The organism is Acinetobacter sp. LCT-H3, from assembly GCF_001866125.1.
GTDB lineage: Bacteria > Pseudomonadota > Gammaproteobacteria > Pseudomonadales > Moraxellaceae > Acinetobacter > Acinetobacter schindleri.
In genome coordinates, this window is sequence record NZ_MODX01000036.1 from 1 (window position 1) to 21,381 (window position 21,381).

Consider the following 21,381-nt stretch of genomic DNA (forward strand, 5'->3'; position numbering starts at 1 on the left):
TAGGTTTGTGCAACAAAGCCTTTATCAAATTGATAGTAGTCGACATTCCAAAGCAAAAACGGGCGGTTTGGGGCTATTAATCGTGAAATCTATTATGATGTTACATGAGGGGGAAGCATATGCGTATAACACCCAGCAAGGCATTGTATTTGGTTTAAGCTTAGACCTGAATATTGTTTAAAGTTTATGCTTAATATTTCTCAATTAACATGATGCACGTTATAAGAAATTATTTTTTATAATTCATAGTTTTGTTATACACATAAAAGCTTAATGCTGTTGAATTGAGCTTTTTTTAGTGATTTTCAGTATTTTACGCTTAAAATAGAGGCAATATTTCATAAAATTGCTTATTTCTTTAAGACTAATAATTTTTTAGTAGCTAAAGAAATCCCCTCTCAACATAGCCACACACCACAAAATTTTATACAATAGTGCATCATTTTCCATGGTGCTGTTTCTATGACTGCTTGGACTGCTCACGTCACTGTCGCAACCGTTGTCGAAAAAGACGGAAAATTCCTGTTTGTAGAAGAACATACAGAAGGTGTGACACACACAGTATTTAATCAGCCAGCAGGTCATGTAGAATGCGGTGAAACCATTGTCGAGGCCGCAATTCGTGAAACCATGGAAGAAACCGGACATACGGTTGAAGTGACCCATCTTTTAGGCATGTATACCTATACCCCGCCGATGTTTCCAGACCGTACTTATTTTCGCTTCTGTTTTTTAGCCAAATCGGTTGATTATGACCCACATGCCACTTTAGATACGGACATTGTCGGTGCAGTCTGGATGACTTTAGATGAACTGCAAGAGTCAGCTCGTGCGCGTAGTCCGCTGGTGATTAAAGCCGTACAAGATGCGCTTTCTGGTCAAAAATACCCTTTATCGCTCATTTACGAGCACCAAAACTCTCCCTTAATTTCAAATTTGGATGCCTAATCCTATGCAACAACGTGTCATCGTCGGAATGTCTGGTGGTGTAGATTCATCTGTGTCTGCAGCACTCTTACTTCAACAAGGTTATCAGGTTGAAGGTCTTTTCATGAAAAACTGGGAAGAAGATGACGGCACAGAATACTGCACGGCAATGGATGACCTTGCCGATGCTCAGGCCGTTTGTGACAAGATCGGGATTAAACTGCATACTGCCAACTTCGCAATGGAATACTGGGATCGCGTATTCGAGCATTTCCTGGCTGAATATGCGGCCGGCCGTACCCCGAACCCGGATATCTTATGTAATAAAGAAATTAAATTCCGTGCCTTCCTGGATCATGCGATCAACCTGGGTGCCGACTTTATTGCAACTGGTCACTATTGTCGTCGTGGTGAAACCATGACCAATTCTAAAGGTGATCAATATGCACCTTTATTGCGTGGCGTAGACAACAATAAAGACCAGACTTACTTCCTGCATGCCGTTCATGGTCGTGAAATTAACAAGACTTTGTTCCCAGTGGGTGAAATTGAAAAGCCGCAAGTGCGTAAAATTGCAGAAGAATTAGGTCTTGCTACAGCGAAGAAGAAAGACTCGACGGGTATCTGTTTTATTGGTGAACGCCGCTTTAATGACTTCTTAAAGCAATATTTGCCGGCACAACCCGGAAAAATCGTGCTAGAAGACGGTAAAGAGGTTGGTGAACATCACGGCTTAATGTACTATACGCTCGGTCAACGCGGCGGGATCGGTATTGGCGGTATGAAAGGCGCTGAAGAAGGTGCTTGGTTTGTACTGCACAAAGATATCGAGGGTAACCGTCTCGTGGTTGGTCAGGGTCATGAACATCCACTGATGCAAAGCACCATGCTTTGGAGTGAAGCGATTGACTGGGTAGCTGGTGAGCAGGAGATCTCTGAATCAGGTTTCCGCTGTACGGCAAAAACCCGCTATCGTCAGCCTGATCAAGCGTGTACCATTTATAAGGATCCAGAAACACCCCAAGGTGTTCGGGTAGAATTTGATGAGCCACAACGAGCTGTGACCCCAGGTCAAAGCGTGGTGTTCTACTCAGGTGAAGTATGTTTGGGTGGCGGTGTGATTCATCATACCAATGCACCTAAACCTGATTTTATATAAGGATGAGGTCGGCATGACGAAATTACCTTTTCAACAGGCCACAGCGTTGAATGTTCGTCAAAACCGTGCTTTGGCGTTAGCGGGTGTGTTTCAGGCCACCCAGCTGACCCATATGACTGCTTTAACCAGTCAGCAAAGCATTGGGGAAAGTGGTAATTTCTATTTTGAACAGCTGATTAAAGCCAGTTTAAATATCCGACCAAGCGGCTCGCTCAATGTCCAGACCCTGGATTTGTTTAATCAGCTGGCTGATATTTCTCTCGGATTAAAGACCTTAGAAAGTTCCATTACTCAACCCTTCGATACCAGCCCAAAATCCAGACTTCCAAAACTCTCCTCTACCAAGCTGCCAATGTCCTATGCGATGGCACTTCTTCAGTTAGAAAAGAAGGTCTACAGCAATCCTAAATTTGTTGAAATTATTGAACAATCCCAGCAAAAAATTCTAAGACAGCTTTCCTTTTTCGATAATAACTATATGCACCCCAGCATCATTGCCAATCTCGCACAAACTTATGTAGATACTGCCGGACAGATTAATCCGCGCATTATGGTGCGTGGTAATGCTGAAGCCTTTAAAGATGCCGGTCACACCAACCGTATTCGTGCTTCATTGTTTACTGGCCTGCAAATGGCGCACCTATGGCGTCAACTCGGCGGCAGTTCCTGGGGTATGGTTTTTGGCAAGCGCAAGCTGCTACAGGATATCCAAAATCTCGCGCGCTTACAGTTTCAGGCAGTTTAACTGATGCTGTACGCGTATCTCGTTTTTCGTTTAATTCCAAAATTTAGGGAATCGATATGAACGCTTTAACTGCACTTTCTCCATTAGATGGACGCTACGCTAGCAAATGTGATGCGCTGCGCCCTTTTCTTTCTGAGTTTGGTCTGATCCATGCTCGTGTGACTGTTGAAGTGCGTTGGTTACAAGCGCTTGCCAACCGTCCTGAAATCACTGAAGTGCCAGCTTTCTCATCTGAAACCAATGCAGCACTTGATGCGATCGTTGCAAATTTCTCTGAAGAAGATGCAAACCGCATTAAAGAGATTGAGCGTACGACTAACCATGACGTAAAAGCGGTTGAGTATTTCCTGAAAGAAAAAATTGCAGGGATTGAAGAGCTGAAAAATGCAGGCGAATTCATTCACTTTGCATGTACTTCTGAAGACATCAATAACCTGTCTCATGCATTAATGCTGAAAAGCGGTCGTGATGTACTGGTTGAGTCTATGCAACAAATCATTGATTCAATTGTTGCATTAGCTGAAAAACATGCTGACCAACCAATGTTGTCTCGTACACATGGTCAAACAGCGAGCCCAACCACTTTGGGTAAAGAAATGGCGAACGTGGCTTACCGTCTGGCTCGTCAAATCAAACAATTTAAAAATGTTGAACTTCTAGGCAAAATCAACGGTGCTGTAGGTAACTACAATGCGCATCTTTCAGCTTATCCAGACATCAACTGGCCTGCGCATTCACAAGCATTTGTTGAATCTTTAGGTTTGACTTTTAATCCATACACCACCCAGATCGAGCCACATGACTACATGGCGGAACTGTTTGATGCGCTGCGTCGTTTCAACACGATTCTGATCGACTTTAACCGTGACGTTTGGGGTTATATCTCTCTGGGCTTCTTCAAACAAAAACTAAAAGAAGGCGAAGTGGGTTCTTCAACCATGCCGCATAAAGTGAATCCAATCGACTTCGAAAACTCTGAAGGTAACTTGGGTATTGCAAATGCAGTATTGGCACACCTTGGTGAAAAACTTCCTGTTTCTCGCTGGCAGCGTGACTTAACTGACTCAACTGTTCTTCGTAACATGGGTGTAGGTTTTGCGCAAAGCTTGATCGCGTTTGAAGCTTGCTTAAAAGGCGTGGGTAAACTTGAACTGAATGCTGCACGTATTGATGAAGACTTAGACAATGCTCAAGAAGTCTTGGCTGAACCAATTCAAACCGTTATGCGTCGTTATAACGTTGAAAAACCATACGAAAAATTAAAAGCATTGACTCGTGGTCAGGCAATGACTCGTGACATGATGGTTGATTTCGTAAACGGTAACGAATTAGAAGCTGTTCCTGCAGCGGATCGTGCTCGTTTGGCTGAAATGACACCTGCAACATATACAGGTAATGCATCTGAACAAGCAAAACAAATTAAAGACTTAATCGCTAAAATCTAATTTAGACAATTAAGACCAAAAGCGAAGCTCCGGTTTCGCTTTTTTTATTTATAATCATGTCTAACTTTAAGAAAAATGATATAGAAATAGATGATGGATCATCGATTAAGCAGCAAACATTTTGTTAGTTTAGGGATTTTGGCAATTGCGATTATCTTTGCCAGTATTCATCCTTTAGAAATGGAATCTTATCTGCTCCATCAAACAGGTACGGTTTTTATGATCGTTATGTTGATCTTGTGCCTGTATAAAATCGGATTGAGCTTCTTCAGTTTCAACCTTTATCTGGCTTTTCTGCTGATTCATGTGGTTGCTGCACATTATCTGTATTCTTATGTACCTTATAATGAATGGACTCAGACACTCTTTGGCTTTGACCTGAATGCTGCCATGGGCTGGTCACGCAACATGTTTGACCGTTTTGTGCACCTGGCTTTTGGCCTTCTACTCTACCCGGTATTTTACCGACTGTTTCAGGTCTGGCTACCGCAGCAAAAACCATTCACAATTTTCTTGTTAGTCATTCAATTTGTCATGGCAACCAGCCTGATTTATGAATGGATCGAATGGCTGATTGCGATTGGCTTATCCCCTGAACAGGCAGAAAGCTATAACGGTCAGCAAGGCGATATATGGGATGCGCATAAAGATATGTTTTTAGCAACAGTCGGGTCGATGTTTACGGGTGCACTGATGCTGATTTCACAAAATAAAAAAAGCTCATTAAAGTGAGCTTTTTAGATCATCATGAATTAAAGTTTTGAATCATAGATTTAATTACCTTCATGTTTTTCAATTATGGAAGTGGGCAATATCGCTTCCAATCATCTTTCATTTTTTGCAATTCACTCCCCGTCAATATCTCGCTGTAATAAATGAAATAGATTGCATCAGGATATTGAATTTCATGGCGGAACATTATGCCACGCAGTGACACAGATAACTCCTCAGGAAAATCATCCAAATTCAATTCTTCAAACTCGTAATTAAAATAACAGTTTTGCGTTGCAAGATATGCTTCAGCGACAGCCATGTTTCTGCTCCAACAGTAAAATATGCTTTATTTTATCTGATGAGCTTCAGTGATGGTCGGCATTTCAGTAGGGTCAATCCATTTAACAAACTTAGATTTTGACAAGTGTGGGTATTTAAACTTATCTAAATACTCAAAACAGACCCTTTGCCCTTTCGGCATTTTCTCAGAATCCTTATCGAAATATAAATAACGACTATACTTGGCACCATTGAAGCGAATGATTACGCTTTCATGCTGAGTTCCACCTCGAGTTTTATATACCTGATAAGACTGCACCACCCCACATTCTTTCGATGGAGTAACGGGTGGATTATTTGGCTTTAAAACACCATATAATAGAAAAATACATGCACCAGGTAGAAAGCTCAGCCAAAACAGAATCTTCTTCGAATCATTATTTATGAGTTTGGCTTCAGCATAGAGCATACATAACATCGGAATAAACACGATGCTAAAGAATCCCAATAATAAAATAAACGTGAGCATATGAGCCTAGACTCAATCAAAGTATTTCACTTATATCATAATGATTTGATTTAAAAAATGAAAAAGCCCACCGAAGTGAGCTTTCCATATCCTCTACAGAGAAATAAATTAAAGTTTCGTATCACGCATCTGAACCAGATTCGAATTGGCTTTCGTCAGCGTGTCGACTACTTTGTTCATTACAGCAGGAATTAGAGAGTCAGCAATTTGTGCTGCCTGCAACCCCAGTTTTTCACCTAAAGTTGGTTTCTTACGTGTATTGATCGTATACACATCATGCTGAGGCAATAACCCCAGCACGTACTCATCCGATGTTTGCAGCTTATCTACCAGATTCAGATCCAGCGCATCCTGACCATACCAGTGCTCACCTGTTGCCACTTTTTCAACATTGAGTTGCGGACGATACTTTTCTACAAAGTGCTTAAACAGCGCATGCGTTTGCTGAATTTCTTCTTCAAACTTGGCTTTACCTTCTTCAGTATTTTCACCGAACATGGTTACGGTACGTTTGTACTCACCTGCCGTAAACAGTTCAAAGTCAATCTTGTTGTCTTTTAACAGACGGTTAAAGTTCGGTACCTGAGCAACTACACCAATTGAACCCACAATCGCAAACGGGGCAGAAATAATTTCGCTGGCAATACATGCCATCATATAGCCACCGCTAGCAGCGACTTTATCGACGCAAATCGTCAAATGGAATCCTGCTTCACGTAATCGCACCAGTTGGGCAGCTGCCAGACCATAGCCGTGCACCATACCACCTGGACTTTCCAAGCGTACGATTACACGGTCGCGTCCAGCTTTTGCTGTTGCCAGAATCAACGTAATTTCTTCACGTAGCTGTTCTACTGCAGAAGCAGCAGTATCCCCTTTAAAATCGAGCACGTAGATTTTCTCATTGGTTTTTTTACGGGCACGTGCTTCTTTTGCCAGTTGCTGACTTAACTGCAACAGCTCCAGTTTAGAGGCAGTGGTTTGCGCAATTTTTTTTCGTTGTTCATTAATACGCGCATTCAGGTGATTGATACGGATTTCAGCCGGTAGTTTCGGAGTATGAAATAACATATAAAATCTATTCTCAGTTTAATTCGGGCTATAAACCTTAGATTAGGTCAATTTGGTATTTTTTCAACCATATTATTGACTGAATTCTCTCGCACTGCTTTTAGTTGCAAAATTCCATATTGTTCTTGTATTTTTGCAATTGATAACCACCGTAGCATTAACGGAAACTGTATATAGTAAAGCATCCCGATAATAACAGCATTAATCGGCCACCATGCGAGAATCCAGAAGCTCGATCCTCGGCTACTCGTGAATGGTGTGACCCAAATATACATTGCAATACAACCATAAATCACCACACCAATCATTAGATATTGAAACCATGGATGTTTCAAAAAATGCCGAGTCATTGAGTCACTTAACTTTTGCTGACCAGACCTGTCATCATCTACACTTTCTACCACTTGTTTTAATTTGAACTGATACTGCGCATAAGCTCGAATGTATGCGTTCCATTTTCTTCGGAAAGCGACAGAGCCTTCGAGCTGCCTAAAACGCAGATAGATTAGAGGTACAATGAATATGGAAACCATCACATAAACATCATATAACCAACGATGATAATTGCTCATACCTTGACTTTGTGAAGTGGGAAACCACCCCTCATGCAGAACCAAAGTCGCCATAAAAAGACTAATACCAACCAGAAAGATGCTTAGATTTCTTGGAAAATTCACTGAGCCGAATAATGCTCGATAGAGCGCTTGCTGTGTTTCAGCAACGACCTTGCCTTCTTTTTTGGTCAAATTATAATTACGCATCTCAATTTAATTTTATAATTTTAAAAAATCACATACAGCATAACAAAAAAAACAGAACCCTAAGATTCTGTTTTAAACTATTTTTTAAATGTGTATTAACCAAAACGACCAGTAATATATGCTTCTGTCAACTGATGATCCGGCTGGCTAAAGACTTTTTCTGTCGAATTCACTTCAATTAAATCACCTAAATGGAAGTATGCAGTTCGATCTGATACTCGTGCCGCCTGCTGCATTGAGTGAGTCACAATAGCAATCGTATATTGGGTAGAAAGTTCGGAAATCAGCTCTTCCACTTTTGCTGTCGCAATCGGATCCAGCGCTGAACATGGTTCATCCATCAGGATAACATCCGGGCTTACCGCAATGGTTCGCGCGATGCAGAGACGTTGCTGCTGACCACCAGATAAAGTTGTTCCCGGCTGATTCAGTCGGTCCTTTACTTCATTCCACAATCCGGCCTTACGCAGACTATTCTCGACAATTTCTTCCAGATCATATCTATCGCGAGCCAGACCATGCAGTTTCGGGCCATAGGCAACATTGTCAAAAATAGATTTTGGAAATGGGTTTGGTTTCTGGAATACCATGCCAACCTGCGCACGTAGCAATACTACATCCAGATTAGGATCATAAATATCCTGATGATCCAGCAAAACTTTACCCGTCATACGGCAACCATCAATGGTGTCGTTCATCCGGTTGAGGGCGCGCAGGAAAGTGGATTTACCGCAACCCGATGGACCAATAAAGGCGATCACTTCATTTTCATAAATGTTCAGGTCAATACCTTTGATCGCTTCGAGTTCACCATAGTAAACATGTACATCCTGCGCACTCAGCTTGACATTACCCGTCTTGTCTTTTTTCTTATTTTCAGCTTGTGTCTCGAACTGAGAATTATATGAAATCAGGGGCTTGGTTGCAGCGGCATCTGCAATAAATTTATTTTGCTGGAGGTTCATGGATAGATCCTTTTTTAAATAGTTTGAAATATTCATTGTTTTCATTATTTTCTCCTTACCAACGGACTTCAAACTTCTTGCGTAACCAGATGGCTAAGCTGTTTAAGCCAATCATCATGACAAGGAGAACAATAATGGCGGCAGCAGTACGACCTTCGAAGAAGTTACGCAATTCATTACCCTGCCACAGGAAAATCTGTACAGGTAAAGCAGTCGATTGATCTAGTGGCGTTGCCGGTACGCTAGCAACAAAGGCGCTCATCCCGATCAATAACAGTGGTGCGGTTTCGCCAAGTGCCTGTGCGACACCAATAATCGCTCCGGTCAAAATACCCGGTAGTGCGAGTGGTAAAATATGGTGGAATACAGTTTGTAAACGTGATGCACCTAAGCCTAAGGCTGCCTGACGAATCGATGGTGGTACAGCTTTTAGAGAAGCTCGTGTAGTAATAATCACGGTTGGCAAAGTCATCAGACTAAGTACCAGACCACCGACTAATGGCGCTGAAAGTGGTAAATGCATCCAGCCGATGAAGATCGCTGCACCGAGTAGACCGAAAACAATAGACGGAACGGCTGCCAGGTTATTGATGTTGACTTCAATGACATCGGTGATCCAGTTTTTTGGTGCAAACTCTTCCAGATAGATTGCTGAAGCTACACCGATTGGAATCGAGATAAAGATCACGATCAACATCATGAACAGTGAGCCCATGAATGCACCTGCCAAACCAGAGGTTGCAGGCGAACTACGGGAGTCCGGATTAGTAAAGATATTGGTATTGAAGCTGTTTTCGATCACGCCTGAAGCTTTCATGTCATCAGCAATCTGGCGGACTTCCGGGCTTAGCTGTTGCTGCTCATCTGGCAAGTCACGGTCAATATTACCTGCAAGCCATACATCAACATTGGCGTCGGCCAAAATTTTAACTTCCTGGGTTTTTCCGACCAGACTTGGATTGTTCAGCACCATGTCACGCAGACGATAGGCTTCTGAACTGGTATATAAATAACCCAGTTCATCACGCTGGTTTTCCAGCTTGCCGTCTTTGGCAATCATGCCATTAATGATCAGGGCATCCCAGTCAACCATGCCAGCTTGCATCTGCCAATCCACCATACGCTGTTCAAACTGTGCAGGAGACTCTCCGGCAGTCTGTTTTGGTTGTGGACCAATATTGACAATTGCCGGATCGAAATGGATAGGCAGGCTCATACTGCTTTGCCAGAATGCCGGCAAGCCTTTGGCCAAGATACTACCGAATAGCAATACGACAAAGAACAGACCCGCCAATACCGCAGAAAAACCAAGCATACGAAAGGTTTTTTCTTTGCGATGGCGCCGTGCAAGAGAGCTTTGAATGGTCTTTTTACGCTCTTCACGCAGCTCAGCATTAACAGATGGATCAATACGCTGATCTAAAGGTGTGGTATTTGAAGTACTCATTAGTCGTATTGCTCACGATATTTACGCACGATGTACAGTGCGACAATGTTCAAACCTAAGGTAATAACAAAAAGAGTCAGACCCAATGCAAACGCAACCAGTGCTTGTGGACTGGCAAAGTCAGTATCGCCAGTTAACTGGTTCACAATGGTAATGGTTACAGTTGATACCGCTTCCAGTGGATTGGCATGTAACAGCGGGCTATTACCTGCTGCCAGTACCACAATCATGGTCTCACCAATCGCACGGGATGCTGCCAGCAAGAAGGCACCGATAATGCCCGGCAAAGCGGCTGGCAGTACCACTTGGCGGATCGTTTCAGATTTGGTTGCGCCTAGACCCAGTGAACCGTCTCGTAAGGCACGTGGTACCTGGGTAATAATGTCATCTGATAAAGAAGATACAAATGGAATGATCATGATGCCCATAACAAAGCCGGCAGTTAAGGCACTGGTCGCATTAATATCAACACCGACCATAGCACCGAGCGTTTTAATAAATGGGCCCAGAATCATCAAGGCAAACACACCGTAAACGATGGTTGGAATACCAGCCAGAACCTCAATAGTCGGTTTTGCCCATGAACGGAATTTTGGTGAGGCATATTCGGACAGATAGATTGCAATCATCAGACCCAATGGGACTGCGACCAACAGGGCGATTCCACTGACCATCAAGGTGCCCCACAATAAAGGCAACAGGCCATAACTTCCTTCGGCATTGCCTGAAGTGCTAAAACCCGGGTTCCATTGTGTGCCAAAGAAAAAATCAATTGGGCTGACGAAGCTAAAGAAGCGCATTGCTTCGCCAAACATCGACATGACAATGCCGAGTGTGGTCAGGATGGCAACACCAGAACAGAGTGCCAAGCTGATATTGATGACTTTTTCAACCTGATGACGTGCACGCAACTGATTACTGATACGTTTTTTGGCCCAAACCAGTCCGGCAACAGCAACAGAGATCACTACCACCAGCTTGGCATAGCTGCTGATGCTCATGATACGTGCCACCTGCTCTGCTGCAGCCAGTTCATAAGCCTGTGGTGTATCACTAACGCCAAAACCGGAAGCCAGTGCCTGCACCCGATCCACGATCACACTCAGAGCTGCAGAATCCATGCCTGCGACCATTCGTTGTGGCAGGTGTTTCAGCACCAGCTGTTCCAGGAGCACAGGTTCAACCAGATTCCAGATCATGAAGATTAAAAATGCAGGAATACCACACCATAAAGCCACCATGGCGCCATAATAGCCAGGACGCGAATTCAGCATTGCTGTGTTTTTGCCTTGGCCTGCCAATTTCTGGCTTCGACTTAATCCGATCTGATAGGCAACGGCGATAATCGCCAGTAACACACCCAGGAGTAGCAGATTCATGTATGCTCCACTGTTTTTTCAATCTTCATATTTTTAAAAAACCTATCTATGACTAAAAGCCGGTGACCGTTTCCAGCCACCAGCTATTTCAATATTTGCTTACTTCACTACAACTACTTTAGCTGCCTTAAAGTTAGCAAGTACTGCTGCACGTTCCTTATCAGACATTGAAATCAAACCTGCTTTTTCCAGTTTCGATCCTTTACCAGATACTTTCTTGCTCAGGAAGTATTCAGTGAACTGTGGCAAACCTTTGATTGATTTCAGGTGTTCGCCTTTCACATAGAAGAACAATGGGCGAGATACCGGATAAGAACCATTCAGGATGGTCTGCTCAGATGGTGCAACATTGTTAACAGTTGCAACACGCAGCTTGTCACGGTTCTGGTCATAGAAACCTAGACCAAATACACCAACTGCACTTGGAGAGGTTTTCAGACGTGCCAGTGTTTCGGTATAGTCACCTGAAATTTCAATAACACGACCATCTTTACGGAAAGTGGTACAGGCTTTCTTTTTGGCATCTTTATCTAAAGACTTAATTGCAGCATATGTTTCACAACCTGCATCCACCATCTTCTCCTGGAAGACTTCGCGTGTTCCATGATTCGAAGCAGGAATTACCAGGGTGATCGGCTCATTAGGAAGTGACTTGTCAATCTGGTTCCAGCGTGTATACGGGTTAGCTACCATTTTGCCATTGGCTGGTAATTGTGCTGCCAAGGCTGCAAAAACATGTTGTGGACGAAGTTTATAAGCTGCTTTTTTGGCATTCGATGCAAAGACAATACCGTCATAACCGATTTTGATTTCTAGTACCTGGTTAACGCCATTCTTTTTACATTCTGCCAATTCGGAACTTTTGATCTGGCGAGATGCGTTTGCGATATCGATGGTATTATCACCAACACCATTACAGAACTGTTTCAAACCACCTGACGAACCGCCTGAGCCCACAACTGGAGTTTTAAACTGCGGGAAAGTATTGCCAAATTCTTCAGCTACAATACTTGCATATGGAAGTACAGTTGAAGAACCTGCAATTTGAATTGTGTCGCGTGCTGCATTCGCTGCAGTCATGCCTAGCCCCATCACTGCAAGTGCAAGTGTAATTTTTGTAAAGCGCATTCTGTATCTCTCACAATCATTTAAATTTGGAGTACGCCACTTTTTTTGTCGTGTTGTACTTGTTTCGATACAAGTATTTTGATTTTTAAATATGACAGGCCGGTTACAGATTTATGAAGATTTTATGATAGCTGTTACAGCACTAAATAAATTAAAAATATTTATTATTTTCAATGCATTATAAATTATTTAAGAATTTTTTTGACATTTTTATAGCAAGCAAATATGTAAAAAATTTTGTGTTTCTTACAAAGAATTTCTTTTTTTACCACAATTTTGATGCATGAATAACCACTATTTAAATTTGATCTAGAAACAAATAATCTTTGTTGAAATATAAAAAAAGGAGACCAACAGGCCTCCTTTTTCACACCACAATCACTTATGCAATTGGTGGTGTATAAGTACCGTCAGCGATGGAATCCTTGATTCGATCCGCTTCTGCAAGCACCAGTGCCAGCAGGTTCTTCACGTTTTCAAGTGTTGCCACCGGACTTAAAGTCGTCATTTTCAGAGATTGAACCTGACCGACTTTAGTTACACCAATGTTCGCTTCACCACGCGCAAACAGCTCATCTGCTACGTTCTGGTTCAGGGCATCCACAAACTCAGCTGGATAACCTGCTGGAACCACACGGAACAATACTGATGCAAACTGTGGCTCAACCAGAAGTTCCAGACCATCAGTTGCCTTGATGTAGTCTGCCACTTCACGTGTCAATTTCACGCCATGATCAATCATTGAACCGTAAAGCTCTTCACCCAAGGCTTCAACCGTCATCCACAACTTCAACGCATCGAAACGACGCGTGGTTTGCAGTGACTTCGATACCAGGTTCGGAACGCCGTGCTCTTCATCATAAGCAGAGTTTAAATACTCCGCTTCATAATGCATGAAACGATAGTTCGCTTCATCTTTCAGCAAGAACGCACCACATGAAATCGTTTGGAAATAATGCTTGTGGAAATCCAATGTGATCGAATCAGATAACTCAATCCCATCCAGCATAGAACGATAGTCATTGGATAGAATCAGTGCGCCACCCCATGCCGCATCGATATGCATCCACGCGCCATATTTATTGGTGATTTCACGAATTGCTTTCAATGGATCAATCGCGCCCGCATCAGTTGTACCTGCGGTTGCTACCACACATGCGACGATTTTGCCTTCAGACTGAAGATGCGCCATGGTTTTTTCCAGAGCATCCACATCCATCTGTGCATTTTCATTCACAGGAACAGTGACTACTGACTGGAAGCCCATACCCATCATTGCCATGTTCTTTTGCACAGAGAAGTGTGCATTTTCAGAACAGATGACTTTGACGTTACGCATCGCGTCCGCAGGAATACCATCACGCTGAACCGACCACGGATTACCGTTTTCGTCTTTCCAGTTTTTCGCGATGCAGGCATCACGCGCCAGCAATACACCCATCAGGTTCGACTGCGTACCACCTGAAGTGAATACACCCGCCTGACCTGAACCATAGCCCACTTTTTGACGTAGCCAGTCAATTAACTGCACTTCCATCAATGAACCCGCCGGACTTTGATCCCAAGAGTCCATTGACTGGTTAGTCGCATTGATCAGCACTTCCGCAACCTGGCTTGCCACCATGGTTGGACAGTGCAAATGCGCTAGAGAATGCGGGTGATGTACTTTCAAGCTTTTGTTAAGGAATAGCTCAACCATACGCTCTAAAGATTTTTGAAGACCCAAACCATCTTTAGAAGGGTTGAAAGAAATTGCGCTACGCAATTCCTTGATGCTGCCACCCGTGTACATTTTGTCATTTTGCAACCATGCTGCAACCGCTTCGGTCGCTTGGTCCATCGCTGACTCATAGTCAGCGATAGATGCAGCATCATTGCAGAGTAACGCTTTACGATGTTCTGCAAAATCTACCATAAATTACGCGCCTCGAACTGCGACTAAAGCTTCAGCAACCGCTTTCTTGAAGCGAACTAGAACTTCTTCACACTCTGCCTGAGTAATAATCAAAGGGCAAAGTAAACGGATCACTGTACCGTTACGACCACCTTTCTCAAGCAATAATTTATTGTTGAAACAAGCAGTCTGGATCGCTGCAGCCAATTGACCATCGGCAGGTAACGAACCCATATGATCAGCAGGTTTACGTTCGTCTACGATTTCAACACCGATCATTAAGCCACGACCACGCACATTACCGATACATGGGAATTCAGCAGCTAGCTTTTTCAGTTCAGCTTGCAGGAAAGCACCACGTTCTTGTGCGTTTTGCGCCAGATTTTGCTCTTTAATGGTATTGATCGTTGCAAGACCTGTACCCATTGCTAGCTGGTTACCACGGAAAGTACCGGTATGGCCAGCAGGTTGCCATGCATCGAACTTACGTTTAATACCCAGTACCGCAAGTGGCAAGCTACCACCGACCGCTTTAGACATTACCACTACATCAGGCTCAATACCTGCGTGTTCAAAGGCAAACATTTTGCCTGAACGTGCAAAGCCCGCTTGAACTTCATCAAGAATCAATACGATGTTGTGCTTTTCAGTCACTTCACGGATTTTCTGTAACCATTTTACTGGCGCTGTTACCACACCGCCTTCACCTTGAATGGCTTCAAGGATTACAGCTGCTGGCTTGGTTACACCGCTTTCAACGTCTTCAATGAAGTTTTCAAAGAAGTAAGTTAAAGCGTCAACACCCGCTTCACCACCTAGACCCAATGGACAACGATATTCATGCGGATAAGGCATGAACTGAACGCCTGGCATTAAACCATTCACTGCATTCTTCGCCGACAGGTTACCTGTCATGGCAAGAGAACCGTGAGTCATACCGTGATAGCCACCAGAGAAGCTGATCACTGAACTACGGCCAGTAAAGGTTTTGGCAAGTTTAATCGCTGCTTCTGTTGCATCTGCACCAGATGGGCCACAGAACTGTAAGCAATATTCTTCTTTACCACCTGGAAGGTAGGAAAGAAGAGCTTCAGTGAAAGCATCTTTTAAAGGAGTGGTTAGATCCAGGGTATGTAGTGGGAGACCGCTTGCAAGCGTATCCTGGATACTTTGAATCACCGCAGGATGATTATGGCCCAAAGCCAATGTCCCTGCCCCAGCTAAACAATCAAGGTACTCAGTACCTTCAACATCGGTAACCCAGCAACCTTGTGCTTTCGCTATCGCTAACGGTAATTTACGTGGATAACTACGCACATTCGATTCCATCTGACTTTGGCGAGTCAAGTAGTATTCGTTTGTGGAATTGGTGGCAGGGTTTACAGAAGTAACGCTCATATCGAATTACCATCTCTGATATGGGTTGAAAGAAATAAGTCTGGTGACGTTTGGTCCTTTGACTCGGTGCTTTATAAGATTTTAGTTAGCTATAATCTTAGTTAACTAACTTAGGAGGCGGATGATACCGAATTTTTCAGGAAAATAAATAACTTTCAACTCAATTTACCTGAAAATTTATCGAAAAAAAATATCATGCCTGTCTAATCTCTAAATTATCATCTTAACGTGTGACAAAGGAAAGAAAAGCAGCTTCTTTTATACTTTTTTGTAGCCTTTCAGAAAAGTTTGCAATTATTTTAATAATGCATTAATAAATATATAATTTTTAAAATAATTAAACTTTAAAACTACAGAAAAAATAATCAAAAACTTAACACTCTTACCACAAATATTTCGCAAAAAGAGCACAATTGAGATTTAATATCTGAGGATCAGCCAAGATGGCTAATTTTAAGAAAAACAGGAAGAAAATATGCGCCTCCTAGCATTGTCCAGCCTTATACTTGCAGGCACCTTAGCGAGTACTGCATTTGCAGACCAAAATGAGCCACTGAATTATAATATTATTAATATTTCAGCAGAGGCCAGTCGCGATATTTCCAATGACCTGATGCATGCCAATTTATATGTAGAAAAATCCAATAAACAGCCTGTTGAGCTTGCAGCGCAAATTAATCAACTCATGAATCAAGCCATCAATGCCGCAAAGAAATATCCGAGTGTGAAAATTGAAACCGGTTCACAACACACTTATCCAGTCTATGACAATGACAACCGTAAACTCAGAGAGTGGAGAGCTCGTGCTCAGGTGCGTATTGAATCGACTGACTTCAAAGCGGCTTCACAGCTAATTGCCGAATTGCAGCAAAACTTCCAGACTGAATCAATTAACTTTACAGTATCTGAAGCAAAACGTAAGAAAATTGAAAATGAGCTGATGCTGGAAGCATCCAAAAACTTCCAGCAACGTGCACAAAGCCTGGCTCAGGCTTGGAACAAGGCTGGATATCAACTGGTAAATATGAATATTAACACCAATAGTTCAGGCTACCCACCGGTTCCACGTATGGCAATGGCCAAAGCGGCTTATGCAGAAGCAGCTATTCCAGATCAGGAAATGGCAGCGGGTGAATCTAAAATGACCGTGAGTGCCAATGGTTCGATTCAGTTTAAATAAGTGTTAATAAAAGCACTCTGCTTTTAAAAACCACCCTTTTGGGTGGTTTTTTATCACCTGAGTTTGCTTTGAAAAATCAACGCTACAAATTCATACATACTTCGGTATAAATACCACTTTGATAGGTTTAGAGTAACCGACATTTGTATCAATCCTCTTACCTTATGTCTCTTGATCAACTCAACTTATATCTGTTTCATATTCTTAATGCACCTGATCACGCTTCAATATGGATGATCAACTATGCCTGTCTGATTGCACATGATCTGGTGTATTTATTCCTGCTGATCTTTGCCATAGCCTGGCTACATGGCAATCGTGAAGTGAAAACCGGGATTATCAAAGCTTTTATCTTTACTGCCATTACCTTATCCATAAGTGAAGTTTTATCTGCTGTGTTGAATACGCCTCGTCCATTTGTCATGGAAATTGGTCATATCTTAATTGAGCATGAAGCCACAGGTTCTTTTCCCAGCAACCATATGAGTATTTTTAGCGGGATTGCTCTCGCCTATTATTTTTCACCACAACGGGACTTGGGGCGACTTCTGCTCTGGACAGCCTGGCTGGTAGCTTGGTCGCGGATCTATGTCGGTGTACATTTTCCGATTGATATGCTAGGTGCATTCCTAATTGCACTTGTTGTAAATCTCGCTGGCTTACCGCTCTGGTGGAAATATGAGAATAAAATCATGAGCTTTATTTTCAGTATTCATCAATTCCTGTTTAAGCCTTTTATTCTGATGGGCTGGGTGAAGTAAATTTCCAGACATAAAAAATCCCGCTCGAAAGCGGGATTTTTTACATCTCTTTAACTTAATAGATCGACATATGATTGCGGTGAATCATTTCCAGTGAACGGGCTTCACCGAGTACCTGATGCACTTTGTCTGATGCTAGACCTTTGACGATCTCAGCTGAACGTGAACTAAAGTTCACACGTCCGACCGCAATACGGTGACCTTGTATATCGACACATTCCACCACATCACCACGCTCGAAATGACCTTCAACTGCTTTAACGCCTACCGGTAACAGACTACGGTGATTTTCTTTAATGGCCTTAACAGCACCATCATCAATCACCAGACGACCTGCCGTTTGCAAATGCGCTGCCAGCCATTGCTGATGTGCAGTAACACGATCATCATCAGTGATGAATAAAGTGCCCAACATTTCACCCGTCATAAGACGCGATAAAACGCAGTCACTGTCACCACTGGCAATCAGCGTTGGACAACCCGACTTCGCAGCCAGACGTGCAGCGCGGACTTTGGTCAGCATGCCGCCACGACCAAATTTGCCACCACCGCCAGCCATATCAAACAGACTTTCATCCATCGCACGTACGGTATGGAACAGTTTAGCGTCCGGATTAGAACGTGGGTCCGAATCAAACATGCCTTCCTGATCGGTCAGGATAATCAGCAGATCCGCATGCACCTGACCTGCTACCATGGCAGCCAAGGTATCATTATCACCAAAGCGGATTTCATCCGTCGAAACGGTGTCATTTTCATTAATCACCGGAATCACACGCCATTCAATCAGGTGCTGCAAGGCATCACATGAATTGAGATAGCGGCGACGATCTGCCAGGTCATCATGGGTTAACAGTACCTGAGCAGTCTGGATCTGGTGTTTATCCAGCACGCTTGACCAGGTATGAATAAGCCCCATCTGACCAATGGCAGCGCAAGCCTGAAGACTGGGTAGATCGGTGGGTCGATTCTCTAGTTTCATTCGAACCATACCTTCAGCCACAGCACCTGATGACACCAGAATAATCTCGTGTCCTGCATTGTGTAGATCTGCGATTTGTCCCGCCCAGTGCGAGATGGCATCTAAATCTAAACCTTGCCCGTTTGCTGTGAGTAAAGATGATCCGATTTTAACAACGATTCGTTTACAACCCTTGAGCTGACGTTGCCCATCTACCACTTCTATCATCTTGTCCTCAGACTTATCTTTAAAAGATTAACGTACGTAATATACTTCTACGTCGCTGTCGTCATCATCTTCATCATCAAAGTCATCGCCACCCAGACGTTGAGCGCGACGCATTTCACGATAAGCTTCTTTCGCAGCAATCGTTTGTTCACGTGTTTCAGCTTCCAGCTGATCACGGAATGCTTTCATTTCTGCTGCATATTCTGGATCTTCAACTTCACGTTCGCGTTGCTGTTCGATTTGATCCATCAGGTAGTACACAACGTCTTTCGTCCCTTCTGCCGTTAAGCCAGAAGTTTTAAAGACAGGGCCTTCCCACTTTAATTCTTCAAGAATATGGTTACACCATTCGTCACGTGTTTCTTCTGCTAACTGGTCAACCTTGTTCAGAACCAATACCACTGGCAATTTAGAGAGCGTTGGCGAGAATTTCTCAAGCTCTGCGATAATTGCTTTGGCATTGTAAGCAGGATCTGAACCGTCAATCGGTTGTACATCGACAATGTGTAGCAAAATGCGTGTACGTGCCAGGTGTTTCAGGAAGCGAATACCCAGACCCGCACCTTCAGCAGCACCTTCGATCAGACCTGGAATATCCGCCATTACAAATGAACGGTGACGATCCGCATCCACTACACCCAGATTAGGTACCATGGTCGTAAACGGATAATCTGCCACTTTTGGTTTTGCTGCAGAGACTGCACGGATAAAGGTTGATTTACCTGCGTTTGGCATGCCAAGCAAGCCCACATCAGCCAGTACTTTCAGCTCAAGACGGATTTCACGGAATTCGCCTTTGGTACCATGCGTACATTTACGCGGAGAACGGTTGGTTGATGATTTGAAGTGAGTATTACCCAAACCACCTTGGCCGCCATGTGCCACTAATACTTTCTGGCCATCTTCAACCAGATCGCCAATAATATCGCCAGATTCTGAATCGACGATAGTTGTTCCCACAGGAACTTTTAAAATAACTGATTCGCCACCACGACCAGCACAGTTTGCGCCAGCACCGTTTTTACCACGTTCAGCGCGAAATCTACGGGTATAACGATAATCTACAAGGGTACTCGTGTCGTCGTCAGCCTGAACATAAATGCTGCCGCCACGACCACCATCACCACCATCTGGACCACCAAATGGTACGAACTTTTCACGGCGAAAACTGGCTACGCCATTGCCACCGTCGCCAGCCTCTACGGTAATGACTGCTTCATCAACAAAGCGCATATTGCCAATCCTCTAAAAACTTTAAAACCGCCTATTCTGCCATATTTTAAAGCATTTCTCGACTACATTTATGCACTATTCCATGAAGATCGCTCATTTCAAGGGTAATTTCATTCAGCTTATCTCAAAATACAAAACAGTCTGAAAAATATTCAGACCTATAAAAATTCAAAATATAGTTTTTAAAGCTTAATTGATCGTTTTTTATTATTTCTGATTTGGCATCGAGCTGCCTATAGTGCTCAACGTCGAAAAAGAGCCCATGGTATAGCTATGACTACAGAAAAGAATTCTGTCAGCCCATTGTCATCACAATTTGTATTACTTATGGCAATGGCATGTGGTCTCTGTGCCGGATCAGCTTATTTTAATCAGCCCTTAATCTATTCAATCGAGGAAAGTTTAGGAATTACAACCAGTCAGGCTGGCTTAATGGTAGTGATCGCCCAGATTGGATACGTACTGGGCTTAATGCTGTTAGTACCATTGGGAGATTTCCTGAATAAACGTAAGCTGATTGTCAGTCTGATGGTCTTTGCAGCCATTTCGCAGATTCTGCTTTCATTCAGCACGACTTTATCAACGCTTTATGTGTTTACCTTATGTGCGACATTTGGCGCAATCTCGGCGCAGGTTTTAATTCCTTTTGCTTCTACGATTAGTCCACCTGAATCCAGTGCTACTATTGTCGGTAAACTGATGAGTGGCTTGGTGATGGGTATCATCCTATCGCGGACTTTTGCTGGCTTTGTTTCGACCTATTGGTCTTGGGAAGGTGTTTACTTATCTAGTGGAATCATGACCTTGCTTTTTGCCACTCTCATGTGGAAAAAACTACCAGATACTCAACCCCAGGCGGGTTTGACCATTGGCAGTATTTATCGCTCTTTATTTGTCATCGCTAAGCAGAACCCGCATCTGATTCGTCGTGCCTGCGCAGGTGCTTTAGGCTTCGGTATTCTATCTATGGTCTTTACTTCAATGACCTTCGTACTAGGTAGCGCACCTTACCATTTCACTGATTTTGAAATTGGCCTGTTCGGCTTACTCGGTGTGATTGGAATTTATTCATCAAGCTGGTCAGGCAAAACCGTAGGACAAGGTAGAGAAAATCTGGTCGCCAAGCTATGTATTGCTTTAATGCTCAGCTCTACACTGTGATGTGGTTCTAGGATTT

At 43.2% G+C, this 21,381-nt stretch carries 19 protein-coding genes and 2 pseudogenes; 9 read left to right on the forward strand and 12 right to left on the reverse strand.

The annotated features are described in order from the left end of the window. The 6 genes and pseudogenes from BK820_RS15590 to BK820_RS13525 form a co-directional block, all read left to right on the forward strand. Nucleotides 1-181, forward strand: a pseudogene (locus tag BK820_RS15590) (heavy metal sensor histidine kinase); the annotation flags it as partial. 281 nt (nucleotides 182-462) lie between these two features. Next, nucleotides 463-948, forward strand: coding sequence for an NUDIX hydrolase (locus BK820_RS13505; RefSeq protein WP_004810477.1), 486 nt, complete (start codon nucleotides 463-465; stop codon nucleotides 946-948). Nucleotides 949-952: 4 nt separating this feature from the next. Beyond that, nucleotides 953-2,086, forward strand: a complete 1,134-nt coding sequence (gene mnmA, locus BK820_RS13510; protein ID WP_004894053.1) for a tRNA 2-thiouridine(34) synthase MnmA — start codon at nucleotides 953-955, stop codon at nucleotides 2,084-2,086. Nucleotides 2,087-2,099: 13 nt separating this feature from the next. Then, nucleotides 2,100-2,831, forward strand: coding sequence for a high frequency lysogenization protein HflD (gene hflD, locus BK820_RS13515; RefSeq protein WP_048881586.1), 732 nt, complete (start codon nucleotides 2,100-2,102; stop codon nucleotides 2,829-2,831). A gap of 56 nt (nucleotides 2,832-2,887) precedes the next feature. Further along, nucleotides 2,888-4,276 carry an adenylosuccinate lyase gene (gene purB, locus BK820_RS13520; RefSeq protein ID WP_071321219.1) on the forward strand — a complete coding sequence of 463 codons (1,389 nt, stop codon included), beginning with the start codon at nucleotides 2,888-2,890 and terminating at the stop codon, nucleotides 4,274-4,276. A 90-nt stretch (nucleotides 4,277-4,366) separates the two neighbouring features. Further along, nucleotides 4,367-5,008: a DUF2238 domain-containing protein gene (locus BK820_RS13525; RefSeq protein WP_071321220.1), complete on the forward strand. Its 642-nt coding sequence runs from the start codon at nucleotides 4,367-4,369 to the stop codon at nucleotides 5,006-5,008. A gap of 64 nt (nucleotides 5,009-5,072) precedes the next feature. Here the strand turns inward: BK820_RS13525 and BK820_RS13530 are convergent, their stop codons facing one another. The 10 genes from BK820_RS13530 to BK820_RS13575 all read right to left on the reverse strand — a co-directional run bounded on the left by BK820_RS13530 (nucleotide 5,073) and on the right by BK820_RS13575 (nucleotide 15,841). After that, nucleotides 5,073-5,309, reverse strand: a complete 237-nt coding sequence (locus tag BK820_RS13530) for a hypothetical protein (protein ID WP_004810486.1) — start codon at nucleotides 5,307-5,309, stop codon at nucleotides 5,073-5,075. A gap of 27 nt (nucleotides 5,310-5,336) precedes the next feature. Next, complete coding sequence (locus BK820_RS13535; RefSeq protein WP_071321221.1) at nucleotides 5,337-5,798, reverse strand: hypothetical protein; 462 nt, start codon at nucleotides 5,796-5,798, stop codon at nucleotides 5,337-5,339. Nucleotides 5,799-5,906: 108 nt separating this feature from the next. Then, nucleotides 5,907-6,869, reverse strand: a complete 963-nt coding sequence (sohB, locus tag BK820_RS13540) for a protease SohB (RefSeq protein ID WP_071321222.1) — start codon at nucleotides 6,867-6,869, stop codon at nucleotides 5,907-5,909. Nucleotides 6,870-6,916: 47 nt separating this feature from the next. Continuing rightward, nucleotides 6,917-7,630, reverse strand: coding sequence for a hypothetical protein (locus BK820_RS13545; protein ID WP_071321223.1), 714 nt, complete (start codon nucleotides 7,628-7,630; stop codon nucleotides 6,917-6,919). A gap of 95 nt (nucleotides 7,631-7,725) precedes the next feature. Next, on the reverse strand, nucleotides 7,726-8,640 hold the full coding sequence (gene pstB / locus BK820_RS13550) for a phosphate ABC transporter ATP-binding protein PstB (protein WP_004810494.1): 915 nt from the start codon (nucleotides 8,638-8,640) through the stop codon (nucleotides 7,726-7,728). Between the two features lie 10 nt (nucleotides 8,641-8,650). Then, nucleotides 8,651-10,042: a phosphate ABC transporter permease PstA gene (pstA, locus tag BK820_RS13555; RefSeq protein WP_071321224.1), complete on the reverse strand. Its 1,392-nt coding sequence runs from the start codon at nucleotides 10,040-10,042 to the stop codon at nucleotides 8,651-8,653. Beyond that, entirely contained in the window at nucleotides 10,042-11,421 is a 1,380-nt protein-coding gene (pstC, locus tag BK820_RS13560) for a phosphate ABC transporter permease subunit PstC (protein WP_004810498.1), read from the reverse strand. Before pstC ends, pstA begins: the two co-directional genes overlap by 1 nt. Before the next feature lie 99 nt (nucleotides 11,422-11,520). Then, complete coding sequence (locus BK820_RS13565; protein WP_004810501.1) at nucleotides 11,521-12,549, reverse strand: substrate-binding domain-containing protein; 1,029 nt, start codon at nucleotides 12,547-12,549, stop codon at nucleotides 11,521-11,523. 382 nt (nucleotides 12,550-12,931) lie between these two features. Further along, nucleotides 12,932-14,464, reverse strand: a complete 1,533-nt coding sequence (locus BK820_RS13570; protein ID WP_008304863.1) for a pyridoxal phosphate-dependent decarboxylase family protein — start codon at nucleotides 14,462-14,464, stop codon at nucleotides 12,932-12,934. Nucleotides 14,465-14,467: 3 nt separating this feature from the next. Then, nucleotides 14,468-15,841: a diaminobutyrate--2-oxoglutarate transaminase gene (locus BK820_RS13575; RefSeq protein ID WP_071321225.1), complete on the reverse strand. Its 1,374-nt coding sequence runs from the start codon at nucleotides 15,839-15,841 to the stop codon at nucleotides 14,468-14,470. Nucleotides 15,842-16,316: 475 nt separating this feature from the next. On the opposite strand from BK820_RS13575, the gene BK820_RS13580 reads away from it, so the two are divergent. Next, a complete protein-coding gene (locus tag BK820_RS13580) occupies nucleotides 16,317-17,021 on the forward strand; it encodes an SIMPL domain-containing protein (RefSeq protein ID WP_071321226.1) in 705 nt (234 codons plus the stop codon). Between the two features lie 164 nt (nucleotides 17,022-17,185). Continuing rightward, entirely contained in the window at nucleotides 17,186-17,782 is a 597-nt protein-coding gene (locus BK820_RS13585; RefSeq protein ID WP_071321227.1) for a phosphatase PAP2 family protein, read from the forward strand. Nucleotides 17,783-17,837: 55 nt separating this feature from the next. Here BK820_RS13585 and proB read toward each other — a convergent pair whose 3' ends face one another. Both proB and cgtA read right to left on the reverse strand, forming a co-directional pair. After that, nucleotides 17,838-18,971, reverse strand: a complete 1,134-nt coding sequence (proB, locus tag BK820_RS13590) for a glutamate 5-kinase (RefSeq protein ID WP_071321228.1) — start codon at nucleotides 18,969-18,971, stop codon at nucleotides 17,838-17,840. A 27-nt stretch (nucleotides 18,972-18,998) separates the two neighbouring features. Next, nucleotides 18,999-20,204: an Obg family GTPase CgtA gene (cgtA, locus tag BK820_RS13595; RefSeq protein WP_071321229.1), complete on the reverse strand. Its 1,206-nt coding sequence runs from the start codon at nucleotides 20,202-20,204 to the stop codon at nucleotides 18,999-19,001. Nucleotides 20,205-20,477: 273 nt separating this feature from the next. Here cgtA and BK820_RS13600 point away from each other — a divergent pair. Beyond that, a pseudogene (locus tag BK820_RS13600) lies at nucleotides 20,478-21,362 on the forward strand (MFS transporter); the annotation flags it as partial. Between the last annotated feature and the right edge of the window lie 19 nt (nucleotides 21,363-21,381).